Origin of the sequence: Streptomyces sp. NPDC005962, from assembly GCF_040629205.1 — a bacterium.
Lineage (GTDB): Bacteria > Actinomycetota > Actinomycetes > Streptomycetales > Streptomycetaceae > Streptomyces.
Window position 1 is genome coordinate 1 of record NZ_JBEXVE010000040.1, and the last position, 15452, is coordinate 15452.

Here is a 15452-nt window from a genome sequence, read left to right on the forward strand (position 1 = left end):
TCATAATCGAGCTTTTCGTTCCAGATTTCGGCATGCCGAAGTCGTTCCCGATTGGGGGTCGTGCTGAGTGGTTTGCCGCCGGTGCGGCGTGAGTGGCTGTCCCGTTTCCCTGCGGGCTCCGTGACAACTCGAAGAACACTACACGACGCCCCGGCGGCCTTCAAACCGGTGCCAGGACGCCCTGGGAGGCGTACCGTCTGGGGCATGACGAAGCATGCGCACATCGCACAGTGGTGGCCCGCCTGACGGCGGCCGCGCCCAGCGCATGCACTTCCACGGCCGCCTCTCCGGGCGGCCGTTTCTGCATCTGCTCCCTCTCGCGGAGCCGGCCGTCGGGCCCGGCGGTCCCGAGACAGCGGGAGAGAGCAGACCCATGGCACACACCACGACGGCACGTCCCCGGATCTTCAGCGGGGTCAAGCCGACCGGGCATCTGACCCTCGGCAACTACCTCGGCGCCCTGCGCCGGTGGGTCGAGGAGGACCAGTACCGGGCCGACGCGCTGTTCTGCGTCGTCGATCTGCACGCGCTGACCGTTGAACACGATCCGGCGCGGGTGCGACGGCTGTCCCGACAGGCGGCCACGCTGTTCCTGGCGTCCGGGCTGGACCCGGCGCACTGCACCCTGTTCGTCCAGAGCCATGTGGACGAACACGCGCGGCTGTCCTATCTGATGGAGTGCACGGCCTCCGACGGTGAGATGCGGCGGATGATCCAGTACAAGGAGAAGGTCGCGCGGGAGTCGGCGCGGGGCCGGAGCGTACGGCTGTCGCTGCTCACCTATCCGGCACTGATGGCGGCCGACATCCTGGCGTACGGGACGGACGAGGTGCCGGTCGGTGACGACCAGACGCAGCACGTGGAGCTGACCCGGGAGCTGGCGCGGCGGTTCAACCAGCGGTACGGACGGATCTTCACCGTGCCGCGGGCGACGCCCCCGCCGGTGGCGGCGCGGGTGATGGATCTGCAGGACCCGCTGTCGAAGATGGGGAAGTCGCACGCCGAGGGCCGGGGCATCGTCTATCTGCTGGACGAGACGGACGTCGTGCGCAAGAAGATCATGCGGGCGGTCACGGACAGCGGCAGCGACGTCCGGTACGACCGGGAGGAGCGGCCCGGGGTGGCGAACCTGCTGGACGTGCTCGCGGCGTGCACCGGGGGCAAGCCGGAGGTGCTGGCCGAGGAGTACACCTCGTACGGGGCGCTGAAGGGGGCGGTGGCCGAGGCGGTGGTGGAGCTGCTGCGGCCGATGCGGGCCCGGCACGCGGAGCTGAGCGCGGACCCCTCCTACGTGGACGGGGTGCTGCGGGCCGGGGCCGAGCGGGCCCGGGCGCTGGCCCGGCCTCGGGTCGACGCCGCCTACGCGGCGGTGGGGCTGCTGCCGTCGTCAGCCTGAGGCATCGGGCCGTTGAACCTGCGGGCCGTTGAGCCTTCGGGCACGCGGCCATGCGGCCATGCGGGCCCCGGCTCGGTCCCGGGGCCCGGGCGGGGTCAGCCGTTGCCGGAGGCGAGTTCGCGGCTGCGGTCGCGGGCCGCCTCCAGGGCGGCGATCAGGGCGGCGCGTACGCCGTGGCTCTCCAGTTCGCGGATGGCGCTGATGGTGGTGCCCGCGGGGGAGGTCACGGCCTCGCGCAGCGAGACCGGGTGCTGGCCGCTGTCGCGCAGCATCGTCGCGGCGCCGATCGCGGCCTGGACGATCAGGTCGTGGGCCTTGTCGCGGGGCAGCCCGAGCAGGATTCCGGCGTCCGTCATGGCCTCGACGAGAAAGTAGAAGTACGCGGGACCGGAGCCGGAGAGGGCGGTCGCGGCGTCCTGCTGGCTCTCCGGGACGCGGAGCGTCTTGCCGACGCCGCCGAAGATCGCCTCGGCGTGGGCGAGGTGCTCCTCCTTGGCGTGGCTGCCCGCCGAGATGACGGACATGGCCTCGTCGACGAGGGCGGGTGTGTTGGTCATGACGCGCACCACAGGGGTGCCGACGGCCAGGCGCGCCTCGAAGAAGGAGGTGGGGATGCCCGCGGCGCCGGAGATCACCAGCCGGTCGGCGGGCACATGCGGGGCCAGCTCGTCCAGCAGCGAGCTCATGTCCTGCGGCTTGACGGTGAGGATGAGGGTGTCCGCGGCCTTGGCGGCCTCGGCGTTGGTGACGGACTCGACGCCGTAGCGGGACCGCAGCTCCTGGGCGCGCTCCGGGCGGCGGGCGGTGACCAGCAGATCGGTCGCTTTCCAGCCACCGCGGATCATTCCGCTGAGCAGGGCCTCGCCGATCTTTCCCGTGCCGAGTACGGCGACCGTCTCCGTCATAGTGCGGCTCACCTCGTGCGTTGCTGCGATGGATGGACAGGTCTCATCCTCGCACCGGGGACCGGCCGACACGCCCGCGCCTTATTCATTGTTCGATGAATAATATTTTCCACGACCTTCCCGGGGCGCCCGGCGTGACCCGATCGCTTGCGAGCGCGGGCGTCCGCCGGGGCGACCGGAAGGAATCCGTCCTGTTCGACGCCTCCCTATTCACAAGTTGGTTACATATCGACTTGCAAATGGTCACGGGCTTCTGGACACAATGGAGTTGAGTGTCGATACGTAGATGGAGGGAGGCGATGGTGAGGACGGTCCGGCATACCGCCCGTGGGCTGCTAGCCGTGGTATCCGTACTGCTCGCCCTCTTCATCGCCGCCGACTGCGCGTCCGCGCAGGTCATTCATCCCGAATCGATCTCCTCGACGGCGTCCGCCGACCCCAAGCCGATTATCAAGGCGCTCTCCGCCCATCATGACGACGGGGTGGAGGACTGCAAGGGGCTCCGCGGCGGACGAGCACCGCTGACCGCGCCCACTCCGAGCGGCAAATACGGATGTGTGTGCGGATGCGACGCCGGTGTGCGGATGCCGCGCACCGCGATCACCACATCTCTCACGGGACGGCAGGCCGTCCCGGTTTCGAGATCGGGCGAGTTGCCCGTCGTTCTCCAGATCTTCCGCTGCTGAGGGTTGCGCCGTCATATGCCGACGGCTGATGACGGCTCATTCTGTGCGCCCTCGCGCGCCACATTTCACGCTTTCTCACTCTTCTTGTGAGCAAGTGAGCTACACCGCCAGCGACCGATTCCATCGATCCCACTGACGAAGTGCTATGCCGTGCCCCCGCCTGCCCAGAGCCGGTGACGGGGCGCACTGGAGGCAACCCTCATGAACTCTCTACTCAACCGTTTCCGCGGCGCCGGCGGCGCCGCAGGCTCTTCCTCCGGCGCCGGGACATTCCGCGCCGACTTCACCGCTTCTCTCGTCGTCTTCCTGGTGGCCGTGCCCCTGTGCGTGGGTGTGGCCGTCGCCTCCGGCGTCCCGGCCGAGCTGGGCCTGATCACCGGCATCGTCGGCGGTCTGGTCACCGGCTTCCTGCCGGGCAGCAGCCTGCAGGTCTCGGGTCCCGCCGCCGGTCTGACCGTGCTCGTGTACGAGGCGGTGCAGGAGTACGGCGTCGCGGCGCTGGGCGTACTCGTCCTCATCTCCGGACTGCTCCAGCTGGCCATGGGCGCCCTGGGGTTCGGCCGCTGGTTCCGGGCGATCTCGCTCGCCGTGGTGCAGGGCATGCTGGCCGGTATCGGCCTCGTACTGATCGCCGGGCAGCTCTACGCGCTCGCCGACGCGAAGGCCCCGAGCAGCGGGCTCGACAAGATCTTCGGTATTCCGGAGCTGATCGGCGACGTGGCCGGGTCGAGCGACGCGCTCACGGCCGTGGCCATCGGCGTCGGAACCATCCTGGTCCTGGTCCTCTGGCCGCGCTTCCGGCAGGGCGTCAAGATCCTGCCCGCTCCGCTGGCCGCGGTCGCGCTCGCGACGATCGCGACGGTGAGCTTCGATCTGCCGGTCGCCCGGGTCGAGGTCAAGGGTCTGCTGGAGGCCATCCAGCCCCCCGGCCTCAACGAGGTCACCCAGCTGGCCGAAGTGGGCGTGATCGGGACCATTCTCGCGTTCACGCTGATCGCCTCGGCGGAGAGCCTGTTCAGCGCGGCGGCCGTGGACCGGCTGCACGACGGTCCGCGCACCGAGTACGACAAGGAACTGATGGCGCAGGGCGCCGGTAACGCGGTGTGCGGTGCGCTCGGCGCACTGCCGATGACCGCGGTGATCGTGCGCAGCTCGGCCAACGTGTTCGCCGGTGCCAAGACGAAGCTCTCGCGCATCCTGCACGGTGTGTGGCTGCTGGTCTTCGCGGTCCTCTTCCCCTCCGCGCTGGGCGTCATCCCGATCGCGACGCTCGCCGGTGTGCTGGTGCACGCGGGCTGGAAGCTGATCCCGACCAAGGACCTGCTGCCGCTGTGGCGGGAGCGCCGGGGCGAGGCGATCATCCTGATCGTGACCGCCGGGGCCATCGTCACCACCGACATGTTCGAGGGCGTCATCATCGGTCTGCTGCTGTCGGTCATCAAGACCGCCTGGGAGACCTCGCACGTCCACATCGACGTCACGGGCCGCGACAGCGCCGACGAGGACGAGCCCGTCAAGGTGCGGGTGCTCGGCAACGCGACCTTCCTCCGGCTGCCCAAGCTGCTGGACTCGCTGGAGGCGCTGCCCCGCGAGCGGGTCGTGGAGCTGGACCTGAGGGGCCTGCGCCACGTCGACCACGCCTGCGAGATGGCGCTGGCCACCTGGACCGAGCGGCACAACGCGGTGGTCCACCATCAGGACGCCGAAGAGGGCGCTGAAGCAGACGCCAAAGTACTGGCGTAACGACTGACCCGCACAGCCCAGCCCCGGGCCCTCGGCGCATCCCGCGCCGGGGGCCCGGGGCTTTTCGCGGTCAGCCGCAGGAGACGGTGACGAAGCCGTCGCTGCCCGTCTTCACGTACGCGTCGGAGACGTACTGCCCGGGCGCGACGCAGTCCCAGATGTCCGTCGAGCCGTACGGACCGGAGACCCGCTGACCGTGCGTCTGGCAGCGGATCGGCACGCGGGTGTTCTCCGGCAGCTTCTTGACCAGCGCGTAGCCGGTGCCGGGACCGCTGCGGACGTTCACCTGGTAGCCCGGCGCGGTCGGATAGGTGACCGCTTGCGCGACGGTGTCTTCGATGGCCATGTGGCCCTCCCCCGTTGAACTTCGTTCCGACGTAGTGCACATGTCGGATTAAGTGACACGACATGCGGAGGTTAACAAGATTCGTACGCATCATCGACTAGGCTCGCCGAGTCGCTCAGCGGTCCGAAAACACGGGGGTGGGGGCATGCCGCCGGTGCGCGGAGCCGGGACGGGGCCAGAAGCGGAAGACCCGGAGTACGCCGGGCAGTACCGGCTTGAGGCACGCCTGGGCTCGGGTGGCATGGGTGTGGTCCACCTCGCCCGCTCGGCGTCCGGGCGACGGCTCGCGGTGAAGGTCGTGCATGCCGAGTTCGCCGAAGACCCCGAGTTCAGGGCGCGGTTCCGGCAGGAGGTGGCGGCCGCGCGGCGGGTCAGCGGGGCGTTCACGGCGCCCGTCGTGGACGCCGACCCGGAGGCGCCGAGGCCCTGGATGGCCACCACCTACATCCCCGGCCCGACCCTTGCCGAACACGTCAAGCGGAACGGCTCGTTGAAGCCGGACGAGGTGGGGGCGCTGGCGGCCGGGCTCGCCGAGGCGCTGCGTGACATCCATCGGGTGGGGGTCGTCCACCGCGATCTGAAGCCGAGCAATGTGCTGCTCGCGGCGGACGGGCCGAAGGTCATCGACTTCGGGATCTCCCGGCCGTCCGACAGTGAACTGCGCACCGAGACGGGCAAGTTGATCGGTACGCCGCCGTTCATGGCGCCCGAGCAGTTCCAGCGGCCGCGGGCGGTGGGTCCGGCGGCGGATGTGTTCGCGCTGGGGTCGCTGCTGGTGCACGCGGCGACGGGGCGGGGGCCGTTCGAGTCCGAGAGCCCGTACATCGTGGCGTACCAGGTGGTGCACGACGAGGCGGATCTGTCGGGGGTTCCGGGCGAACTGCTGCCGCTGATCGAGCGCTGTCTGGCCAAGAACCCGGCGGAACGGCCCACGCCGGATGCCCTGATGACCGTGTTGCGGGCGGTCCGCGGGCCCCAGCCGCCGGAGATGCGGGGGCCCGCCCCGGTGGTTCTCCCGGCGCAGCGGGTGGCGGAGCCGGACGTGGCGTCTGAGCCTGTCATGGCGCCTGAGCCTGCCGTGGCGTCCGAGTCTGAGGTGGCGTCCGAGCCGGTCGTTCCGGTCGCGTCGCGGGGGCGGCGGTGGGTTCCGGCAGCGCTCGCCGCGGTGGTCCTGCTGGGTGCGGGCACGGTCGTGGGGCTGCGTCAGCTGAACGAGCGGGAGTCCGCCGCGGAGCGGCACCAGCAGAACAGCGCCGCGACCGCCACCGCCTGGCGGCCGTGGCAGCGGGAGCTGCGCGGCGACGCGCCGCAGGTGACGTCCAACGGGGCGCGGCCCGCGTCGTGTTCGTACGGGGACGGCGCGCTGTACTGCGCGGCGCGCGGCGTCCAGGCCGCCCGGATCGATCCCGCCGACGGCCGGGTGGTGTGGTCGCGTCCCGCCGCCGCGAGCCGCCCCGGCGGGACCACCGGGACCACCGGGACCGCCACCGCCGCGCCGGTTCCGGCGGGCGGGCTGGTGCGGGTGATGTCCCCGGACGGGACGCGGCTGGAGGCGCTGGACCCGCGTACGCACCGGGTCCGCTGGAGCCGCGAGGTGTCCGCGTACGGCGGCCGGGTCTACTCCGCGGGCGGCACGGTGCTGCTGGTCGCGGCGGACGGCACCGTCACGGCGGTGAACGGGGCGACGAACCGGGAGCGTTGGAGCCATGCGCTGACCGGGCACGCGGAGCCGAGCTTCTTCTCGTACGGCGACGGCCGCACCGCGTACGCCCTCACCACCGCCCCGGACGGTCGGCACACCCTGGTCACGGCGATCGACACGGTGCGCGGTACGACGCGCTGGCACCGCTCGCTCTCCGGCACCCTCACCCCCGTCGGGGCGGGCCCGGGCGGCGTCCTCCACCTGACCGAGGCGGACAACCGGACCCGTACCGTCGCCGTCGTCGCGTACGACCCGGCGCGGCGGGCGGCGCGGCGGTCCGAGCTGACCACGCCGGTGTCGCCGAGCAGCGCCGCCGTTCAGGGCGACCGGGTGTATCTGCTGGGCGAGGACGGCGGATTGGTGGCCGTCGACACCGCGCGCGGGGCCCAGCGGTGGCGGATGGAGACCTCGGTGGCCAACGCCTCGGCGCTGGTGGCCTCGGGTGAGCGGCTGTACTTCTCGTCGGCGGACGGCCGCCTGCTGGCCGTGGACACGCGGCGCGCCCGGCTGCTCGGCCAGACCCGCCCCCGCGCGGACCGCTCCGGCGACCAGGGCTTTCTGGCCCTGATGCCCGCGCCGGTGGCGGCGGCGGGCAAGGTCTTCGCCACGGCCCCGGACGGCACGGTGTTCGCCGTGGACGCCCGGGACCCGGCGCGGTGGTGATCAGCCCAGCTGGCTGATGTCCCGCACGGCGCCCTGGTCGGCGCTGGTGGCCATGGCCGCGTAGGCGCGCAGGGCGGTGGAGACCTTGCGCTCTCGGTTCTTCGGGGCGTAGACGCCGCCGAGGGCCTCGCGGCGGGCGGCCAGCTTCTCGTCGGGGACGAGGAGTTCCATCGTGCGGGCCGGGATGTCGATGCGGATGCGGTCGCCGTCCTCGACCAGGGCGATGGTGCCGCCGGAGGCCGCCTCGGGGGAGGCGTGGCCGATGGACAGGCCCGAGGTGCCGCCGGAGAAGCGGCCGTCGGTGATCAGCGCGCAGGCCTTGCCCAGGCCCCGGCCCTTGAGGAAGGAGGTGGGGTAGAGCATTTCCTGCATGCCGGGGCCGCCCTTGGGGCCCTCGTAGCGGATGACGACGACGTCGCCCTCCTTGACCTGCTTGTTCAGAATCCGGTCGACGGCCTCCTCCTGCGATTCGCAGACGACGGCCGGGCCTTCGAAGGTCCAGATCGACTCGTCGACGCCCGCGGTCTTCACGACGCAGCCGTTCTCGGCGAGGTTGCCGTAGAGGACGGCGAGGCCGCCCTCGGTGGAGTAGGCGTGTGCGAGGTCGCGGATGCAGCCGCCTTCGGCGTCCGTGTCGAGGGTGTCCCAGCGCTCGGACTGGGAGAACGCGGTCGCGGAGCGGACGCAGCCGGGGGCGGCGTGGAACATTTCGACGGCCTCGGCGGAGGGTGAACCGCCGCGGATGTCCCACTGCTTGAGCCAGTCGGCGAGCGAATCGGCGTGCACGGAGTGCACGTCCTCGTTGAGGAGGCCACCGCGGTACAGCTCGCCGAGGATGGCGGGGATGCCGCCGGCCCGGTGGACGTCCTCCATGTAGTAGACGCCGCCGGGGGCGATGTTGGGCGCGACCTTGGACAGGCAGGGCAGTCGGCGGGAGATGCCGTCGATGGCCTTCATGTCGAAGTCGAGACCGGCCTCCTGGGCGGCGGCCAGCAGGTGGAGGATCGTGTTGGTGGAGCCGCCCATGGCGATGTCGAGGGCCATGGCGTTCTCGAAGGCGGCGCGGGAGCCGACGTTGCGCGGCAGGACGGTCTGGTCGTCCTGCTCGTAGTGGCGCTTGGTGATCTCCACGACCGTGCGCCCGGCCGTCTCGTACAGCTCCTTGCGGGCGGTGTGGGTGGCCAGCACCGAGCCGTTGCCCGGCAGGGCGAGACCCATCGCCTCGGTGAGGCAGTTCATCGAGTTGGCGGTGAACATGCCGGAGCAGGAGCCGCAGGTCGGACAGGCGTTGTCCTCGATGAGGGCGATGTCCTCGTCCGAGACCTGGTCGTTGACGGCCTCGGAGATCGCGGTGATCAGGTCGAGCTTGCGGACCGTGCCGTCGACGAGGGTCGCGCGGCCGGACTCCATGGGGCCGCCGGAGACGAAGACGGTCGGGATGTTGAGCCGCATCGCGGCCATCAGCATCCCGGGCGTGATCTTGTCGCAGTTGGAGATGCAGATCAGCGCGTCCGCGCAGTGCGCCTCGACCATGTACTCGACGGAGTCGGCGATCAGGTCGCGGGAGGGGAGGCTGTAGAGCATCCCGCCGTGGCCCATCGCGATGCCGTCGTCGACGGCGATGGTGTTGAACTCGCGCGGGATGCCGCCCGCCGCGTGGACCGCCTCGCTGACGATCCGGCCGACCGGCTGGAGGTGGGTGTGGCCGGGCACGAACTCGGTGAAGCTGTTGGCCACGGCGACGATCGGCTTGCCGAAGTCCTCGCGCGCTACGCCGGAAGCCTGCATAAGGGCGCGCGCGCCCGCCATGTTTCGGCCGTGGGTGACGGTGCGAGACCTCAGCTCGGGCACGGTGCTCGGCTCCCTCATAAGTGCGTCCGGTGAAACGGACCTGCGTATCGGTTCGGAGTCTTCCGACTCTACGCCTGTGGGGCGCAAATCCCGATGCGGTGTCCGGATCGAGAGACGGGTAGCTCACAGTGCGGAACGGCTACGGGACCGCGGGTCAGCTCTCGGTCAGATACCGCTGGAGCGTCGGGCCCACCATGGCGACGATCTCGTCCACGCTCGCCGAGGCCACCGGCTCCATCTTGATCACGTACCGCAGCATCGCGACGCCGATGATCTGGGCGGCCGCGAGCTGGGCCCGGAACTTCGGGTCCGGCACGTCCAGGTCGCGCGCCATCCGCATCAGCAGCCGCCGCTCGATCAGCCCGCGCAGGACGGCGGCGGCCGCCTCGTTGGTGAGCGCGGAGCGCATCACCGCCAGCAGGGGCAGCCGGGAGACCGGGTTCTCCCAGGTGGCGAAGAAGTAGCGGGCCATCCGCTCGCCCGCGCCCTCGCGGCTGCCGCCGTGCACCGCGTCCGGGGCGCCCATGGCGGGCGCGAGGATCAGCTCGATCGCCGAGCCGAAGACCTGTTCCTTGGTGCCGAAGTAGTGGTGGACCAGCGCCGGGTCCACCTCGGCGGCCTTGGCGATGCCGCGGATCGAGGCCTTGTCGTAGCCGCGCTCGGCGAACTGGTTGCGCGCCGCGGCCAGGATGCGGTCGCGGGCCCCGGGGCCGTCGGCCGCGGAGCCGCGGGCGGGGCGGCCGCGGCCGCGGCGGGGCCCCGCGGCGGGCGGCTCGGGTGTGGCGGGGGTCACTTCCGGCGCACCGCCCTGCCCGCCCGGGAGGCCGGGGTCGGGGAGGCCAGATGGAGCCGGGTGAAGGCCAGCGCCTCGGCGAGATCGGCCTCGCGCTCGGCCTGGGACATGGCCCGCCGGGTGTTCACCTCGACCACCACGTGGCCGTCGAAGCCGGTGGTGGCGAGACGTTCCAGCAGTTCGGCGCAGGGCTGGGAGCCGCGCCCGGGCACCAGGTGCTCGTCCTTGTTGGAGCCCTGGCCGTCGGCGAGGTGGAGATGGGCGAGCCGGTCGCCCATCCGGTCCACCATGTCCAGGGCGTCCGTCCGGGAGGTCGCGGTGTGCGAGAGGTCGATCGTGAAGTGCCGGTAGTCGTCCTTGGTGACGTCCCAGTCCGGCGCGTACGCGAGCATCTCCCGGTCGCGGTACCGCCACGGGAACATGTTCTCCACCGCGAACCGCACATCGGTCTCGTCCGCCATCCGCCAGATTCCGCGTACGAACTCGCGGGCGTAACTGCGCTGCCATCGGAACGGCGGGTGGACGACGACGGTGGACGCGCCCAGCCGCTCGGCCGCCGTCCTGGCCCGCTGCAGCTTGACCCATGGGTCGGTGGACCACACCCGCTGGGTGATCAGCAGACATGGCGCGTGCACGGCGAGAATCGGCACCCCGTGATAATCCGAGAGGCGGCGCAGCGACTCGATGTCCTGGCTGACCGGATCGGTCCACACCATGACCTCGACGCCGTCGTAGCCCAGCCGCGCGGCGATCTCGAAGGCCGTCGCCGTCGACTCCGGATAGACCGAGGCGGTGGACAGGGCGACCTTCGCATCCGGGATGCGCACCACTGGCTCTGTCACGAGGGACAGCGTACGGCCGCTGCTCTGTGCGACTAAACCGCGACTGCCGATCACGTCATGCGGGCGTCAGGTGGGCAGGTGGTCCAGGCGGCGCAGAATGACCCCCTCGCGCAGCGCCCACGGGCAGATCTCCAGCACGTCGACCTCGAACAGATCCATGGCGGCCTCGGCGACGAGCGCCCCGGCCAGCAGCTGTGGGGCGCGCCCCTCGGACACCCCGGGGAGCCCGCCGCGCTCGGCGGTGGGCATGGCGGTCAGCCGGGGCACCCACTCCTCCAGCGACTTGCGGGTGAGCCTGCGCACCACGTACGGGCCCTCGGCGGAGCGCGCCGCGCCCGCGATCCGGGCCAGCTGCCTGAAGGTCTTCGAGGTGGCGGCCACCTGGTCCGGGGTGCTGTGACGGCTGAAGTCGCCGACGACGCGGGCGATCTCGGTGCGCACATGCCGCCGCAGGGCGCGGACGTCCGCCGGGTCGGGCGGGTCACCGGGCAGCCAGCCCGCGGTCAGCCTGCCGGCGCCCAGCGGCAGCGAGACGGCCGCGTCGGGCTCCTCGTCGAGCCCGTACGCGATCTCCAGCGAGCCGCCGCCGATGTCCAGGAGCAGCAGCCGCCCCGACGACCAGCCGCACCAGCGGCGGGCGGCCAGGAAGGTGAGCCGGGCCTCGTCCTCGCCGCTGAGCACGCGCAGCCGTACGCCGGTCTCCTCGGCGACGCGGGCGAGGACGGCGTCCGCGTTGGCGGCCTCCCGGACCGCGGAGGTCGCGAACGGCAGCACCTCCTCGACGCCCTTGTCCTCGGCCGCCTCCAGCGCCTCCTTGACCACCGCGATCAGCCGGTCGACGCCTTCGGAGCCGATGGCCCCGTCGCCGTCGAGGAGTTCGGCCAGCCGCAGTTCCGCCTTGTGGGAGTGGGCAGGCAGCGGGCGGGCACCCTGGTGTGCGTCCACCACCAGCAGATGGACCGTATTCGAACCCACGTCGAGGACACCGAGTCTCATGGCCAGAACGCTACTGTGCGCCTGAAGTGGTCATGCACGCGATCCCTCCCGATCGCTTCCTGGTCCCTTCCCGGTCGCTTCCCGGTCCCGCGTGCGGTCCCCGTCCCCGGTGCGTTCACGGCGGGGGCATACCCTTGCCCCGTGGCAAAGACGAAAAAGGCGAAGCAGGACAAAGACCCAAAGCCGGAGCGGAAGCGGGACGGGGAGCAGCGGGCCGGGGAGCCGGTCCCGTCGGCGGACGAGGTCGGCCTGGACTTCGCCCGCGCCTGGGTCGAATTCCCCGACCCCGCCGACGAGGAGCAGGTCTTCCGCTGCGATCTGACCTGGCTCACCTCGCGCTGGAGCTGCGTTTTCGGCCAGGGCTGCCAGGGCATCCAGGCGGGGCGCGCGAGCGACGGCTGCTGCACGCTGGGCGCGCACTTCTCGGACGAGGAGGACGAGGAGCGGGTCGGCCGCCATATGGCCCGGCTGACCCCGGAGCTGTGGCAGTTCCACGACGAGGGACGCGCCCGGGGCTGGACGCAGGAGGACGAGGACGGCGACCGTCAGACGCGCCGCCACGAGGGCTCGTGCATCTTCCAGAACCGGCCCGGCTTCGCGGGCGGCGCGGGCTGTGCGCTGCACATCCTGGCGCTGCGGGAGGGGCGCGAACCGCTGGAGACCAAGCCGGACGTCTGCTGGCAGCTGCCGGTGCGGCGGTCGTTCGAGTGGATCGACCGCCCGGACGACACGCGGGTACTGCAGGTCACGATCGGCGAGTACGACCGCCGGGGGTGGGGCCCGGGCGGGCACGACCTGCACTGGTGGTGCACGTCGGCGGTGTCGGCGCACGGTGCCGGTGATCCGGTGTACGTGTCGTACCGGCCGGAGCTGACGGAGCTGATGGGCAAGGCCGGGTATGACCGGCTGGCCGAGCTGTGCGAGGCGCGGCTTGCGGCGTCGCTGCCGCTGGTGGCGCCCCACCCGGCGGACCCGACGGGCTGACGCCCGAAACCGGGGGCTGAGCCCCCGGCCCTCCGCTCCCTCCGGGGCTCCGCCCCGGAACCCGGGCCGCAGGCCTGCCGGGCCCGGCGCCGCGGCGGGCCGAGAGCGGACCTTTCCCCTACCCGCCCCTTCCCGTAACCAGGGGCTGCGCCCCCGGACCCCCGTCGCTTTCGGGGCTCCGCCCCGGAGCCCCGGGCTTCGGTGAACGGCGGGCCCGGCGCCGCGACGGGCCGAGGGCGGGCCGCACCCCCGGCCCCTCCCGAAACCGGGAGGCTGCCCCCGGCGCCCGGACTTCGGGCCCGGCGCCATGGCGGGCTGGGGGCGGACCCTTCCCGTAACCAGGGAGCTGCGCCTCCGGGCCCCCGCTCTTTCCGGGGCTCCGGGCTTCGGTGAGCGGCGGGTCCGATGCCCCGGCGGGCCGAGGGCGGGCCGCACCCCCGCCCCTCCCGAAACCAGGGGGCTGCGCTCCGGCACCCGGGCTTCGGGCCTGGCGGGTCCGGCGTCGTGGTGGGCTGAGGGGTGGCCTTTCCCCTACCCGCCCCTTCCCGTAACCAGGGGGCTGCGCCCCCTGGACCCCGCGCTTTCGGGGCTCCGCCCCGGAGCCCCGTGCCTGGCGCGGCTCCGCACGCCCTGGAGCCCGCCCCGGGGTCCGGGGCGCGGCCCCTGGTTTCGGGGTGGTGCGTTGCTGGGGGCGCTAGTTCTTGGGCGCGGGGGCGTCCGAGGGGGGTGGGGTGGAGGGGGGGTGGGTGGGGGCGGGGGATGTGGTGGGGGTCGGGGTGGGGGTGGTGCCCCGGCCCTCGATCACCACCATCGCGCCCGACGGCGCCACCGTCACCCGGGCCCGCCACCGGCCCGGCGGCTCGCGGTCGCGGTCCACCGACACCGTGATCGTCGCCGTCTGGCCGGGCCGCAGCTCACCGGCGGTGCGGCTCAGCTGGAGCCAGGACGCGCCGCCCGACGCCGAGGCCGACCAGCGGACCGGGGCGCCGCCCGAGGCGGACAGGGTGATGACCGTCACATCGCCGCTCGGCTGGGCCTCCACCGTGAGCCGCCCGGGCCCGGGGGCGGGGCGGGAGGGGGCGGAGCCGCCGTGGCGGCCGCCGCCGTCGGGGCGGGAAGCCCCCCGGGAGGGCCCGCCGCCCTTGGCGTGACGCTCCGGACGGCCGTCCGCGCCGATCACCTCGACCGAAACCTCGGGCCCCGACGCACCGGCCCGGCTCCGCAGCCGGGCCGCGCCGGAACGGTCCTGCGCGCTGCCCGCCTGCTCGTACGCACGCCCGGCGGACCGATCCTGCTCACCGGCCGGGGCCTCGTCCGCGCCGTCCGCGGCGGCGGCCACCGAGTCCGTGTCGTGCTCGTCACCGGCGAGCGGCGCGCCCCGGTAGGCGGCCCAGAGGGCGAGCACCGGGGCGGCCACGACCGTGGCGACCACGGTCGTGGTCAGGGCGCGGCTGCGCAGCCTGCGGCGGCGGGCGGCCCGGTCCTGGGGGTCGAGCGGGAAGCCGCGCCGGTCGAAGCGCGGACCGGCCGCGGCGCGCGCGGGGCGGGCGCTCAGGGCGCACAGCATCGCGGCGTGCACGGCGGAGCGCGGCGCCTCCACCACCGGCAGCGCGGCGGGCGCGGCGGCGGTGCCGGGCCAGGGGCCGTCCGCCGTGGCCCGCTCGGCCATCCGGCGGCATTCGCGGCAGTCGTCGACATGGCGCACCAGCTCACGGCGGAGCGCGGCGGAGAGCAGCACCCGGGTGTCGCCCGCGAGCCGGGCGACGACGGGGCAGTGGCCCAGCTCCACGACGGCGAGCGCGGCGCGGGTCCGCTCGACCTCGCAGGCGGCGCTGGAGAGCAGGGCGCGGGTCTCGTCGGGCTCCTTGCCGAGCGCGGCGGCGACCTCGGCGGCGGTGAGCTGGTGGCGGACGTGGAGTTCGAGCGCCTCGCGCTGGGCGGCGGTGGTCCCGGCGGCCTCGGGCCAGGCGAGCGCGGCGAGTTCGCGGCGGCGCCGGTCGGCGACGGGCTCGGGCAGCGCGGTGTCCGAGCCGCCCCGCCCGCCGGTCGGCTCCCGCGATTCACGCGGTTCACGCCGCTCCCGCAGTTCGGCGAGCTTGCGCAAACAGGCCCAGCGGGCGACCGCGTAGAGCCACGGGCGGCTCGGCTCCTCCTCGGCCTCCGCGCGCCCGCGCCCTCGGCCGCGCCGCCGCTCGGCGACGGCCAGCACATCGCCGAGCGTGACGGCCGCGGCGTCGTGCTCGCACAGGACCGACAGGCAGTAGGTGAACAGACCGTCCAGATACGGCTCGTAGCGCGCGGGAGGCCGCTGGGGGCGCGTGGTGGCGACGCGGGGCGCGCGGCGCTGCGCCCGGTGTGCGCCGGTGGCGTGTGTCGAGTGCTCGGACCTGCTGCTCATCACCCGGCGACCGTAGGCGGATGAAGCAGACTTGCTCGCCTTACTTGGGCACTTTTAACCCTTACGGGTGACCATCTCCCTCATAAGGGGACAGGTGTCCCACTCCCGGGAGCCGGAACTGCTATGAGCCCACAAGCAGCCTGGGCG

12 protein-coding genes are annotated in these 15452 nt (G+C 72.7%); 5 read left to right on the forward strand and 7 right to left on the reverse strand.

The features are described from left to right. The first annotated feature begins 373 nt into the window (after positions 1-373). Complete coding sequence (gene trpS, locus ABZ370_RS39485) at positions 374-1396, forward strand: tryptophan--tRNA ligase (protein WP_358631843.1); 1023 nt, start codon at positions 374-376, stop codon at positions 1394-1396. Positions 1397-1491: 95 nt separating this feature from the next. Here the strand turns inward: trpS and proC are convergent, their stop codons facing one another. Then, entirely contained in the window at positions 1492-2301 is an 810-nt protein-coding gene (proC, locus tag ABZ370_RS39490; RefSeq protein WP_358631846.1) for a pyrroline-5-carboxylate reductase, read from the reverse strand. A gap of 299 nt (positions 2302-2600) precedes the next feature. Between proC and ABZ370_RS39495 the strand changes: the two genes are divergently transcribed. Then, complete coding sequence (locus ABZ370_RS39495; protein ID WP_358631849.1) at positions 2601-2987, forward strand: hypothetical protein; 387 nt, start codon at positions 2601-2603, stop codon at positions 2985-2987. Positions 2988-3188: 201 nt separating this feature from the next. Then, complete coding sequence (locus ABZ370_RS39500; RefSeq protein ID WP_358631851.1) at positions 3189-4730, forward strand: SulP family inorganic anion transporter; 1542 nt, start codon at positions 3189-3191, stop codon at positions 4728-4730. Between the two features lie 70 nt (positions 4731-4800). On the opposite strand, the gene ABZ370_RS39505 is transcribed toward ABZ370_RS39500, so the two are convergent. Further along, positions 4801-5076 carry an SH3 domain-containing protein gene (locus ABZ370_RS39505; protein ID WP_358631854.1) on the reverse strand — a complete coding sequence of 92 codons (276 nt, stop codon included), beginning with the start codon at positions 5074-5076 and terminating at the stop codon, positions 4801-4803. Positions 5077-5221: 145 nt separating this feature from the next. Between ABZ370_RS39505 and ABZ370_RS39510 the strand changes: the two genes are divergently transcribed. Continuing rightward, positions 5222-7441, forward strand: a complete 2220-nt coding sequence (locus tag ABZ370_RS39510) for a PQQ-binding-like beta-propeller repeat protein (protein WP_358631857.1) — start codon at positions 5222-5224, stop codon at positions 7439-7441. On the opposite strand, the gene ilvD is transcribed toward ABZ370_RS39510, so the two are convergent. From ilvD to ABZ370_RS39530, 4 genes are all read right to left on the reverse strand, one after another. Continuing rightward, positions 7442-9292 carry a dihydroxy-acid dehydratase gene (gene ilvD / locus ABZ370_RS39515; protein ID WP_358631860.1) on the reverse strand — a complete coding sequence of 617 codons (1851 nt, stop codon included), beginning with the start codon at positions 9290-9292 and terminating at the stop codon, positions 7442-7444. A 154-nt stretch (positions 9293-9446) separates the two neighbouring features. Further along, a complete protein-coding gene (locus ABZ370_RS39520; protein WP_358631862.1) occupies positions 9447-10085 on the reverse strand; it encodes a TetR family transcriptional regulator in 639 nt (212 codons plus the stop codon). Then, positions 10082-10927: a sugar phosphate isomerase/epimerase gene (locus ABZ370_RS39525; RefSeq protein ID WP_358631865.1), complete on the reverse strand. Its 846-nt coding sequence runs from the start codon at positions 10925-10927 to the stop codon at positions 10082-10084. Before ABZ370_RS39525 ends, ABZ370_RS39520 begins: the two co-directional genes overlap by 4 nt. Before the next feature lie 66 nt (positions 10928-10993). Then, positions 10994-11923 carry a Ppx/GppA phosphatase family protein gene (locus ABZ370_RS39530; protein WP_358631868.1) on the reverse strand — a complete coding sequence of 310 codons (930 nt, stop codon included), beginning with the start codon at positions 11921-11923 and terminating at the stop codon, positions 10994-10996. Between the two features lie 249 nt (positions 11924-12172). On the opposite strand from ABZ370_RS39530, the gene ABZ370_RS39535 reads away from it, so the two are divergent. After that, on the forward strand, positions 12173-12907 hold the full coding sequence (locus ABZ370_RS39535) for a hypothetical protein (protein ID WP_358632084.1): 735 nt from the start codon (positions 12173-12175) through the stop codon (positions 12905-12907). 694 nt (positions 12908-13601) lie between these two features. Here the strand turns inward: ABZ370_RS39535 and ABZ370_RS39540 are convergent. Further along, the gene (locus tag ABZ370_RS39540) at positions 13602-15305 is read right to left on the reverse strand and encodes a sigma-70 family RNA polymerase sigma factor (protein WP_358631871.1); all 1704 of its coding nucleotides are present in this window, start codon (positions 15303-15305) and stop codon (positions 13602-13604) included. Positions 15306-15452: the final 147 nt, after the last annotated feature.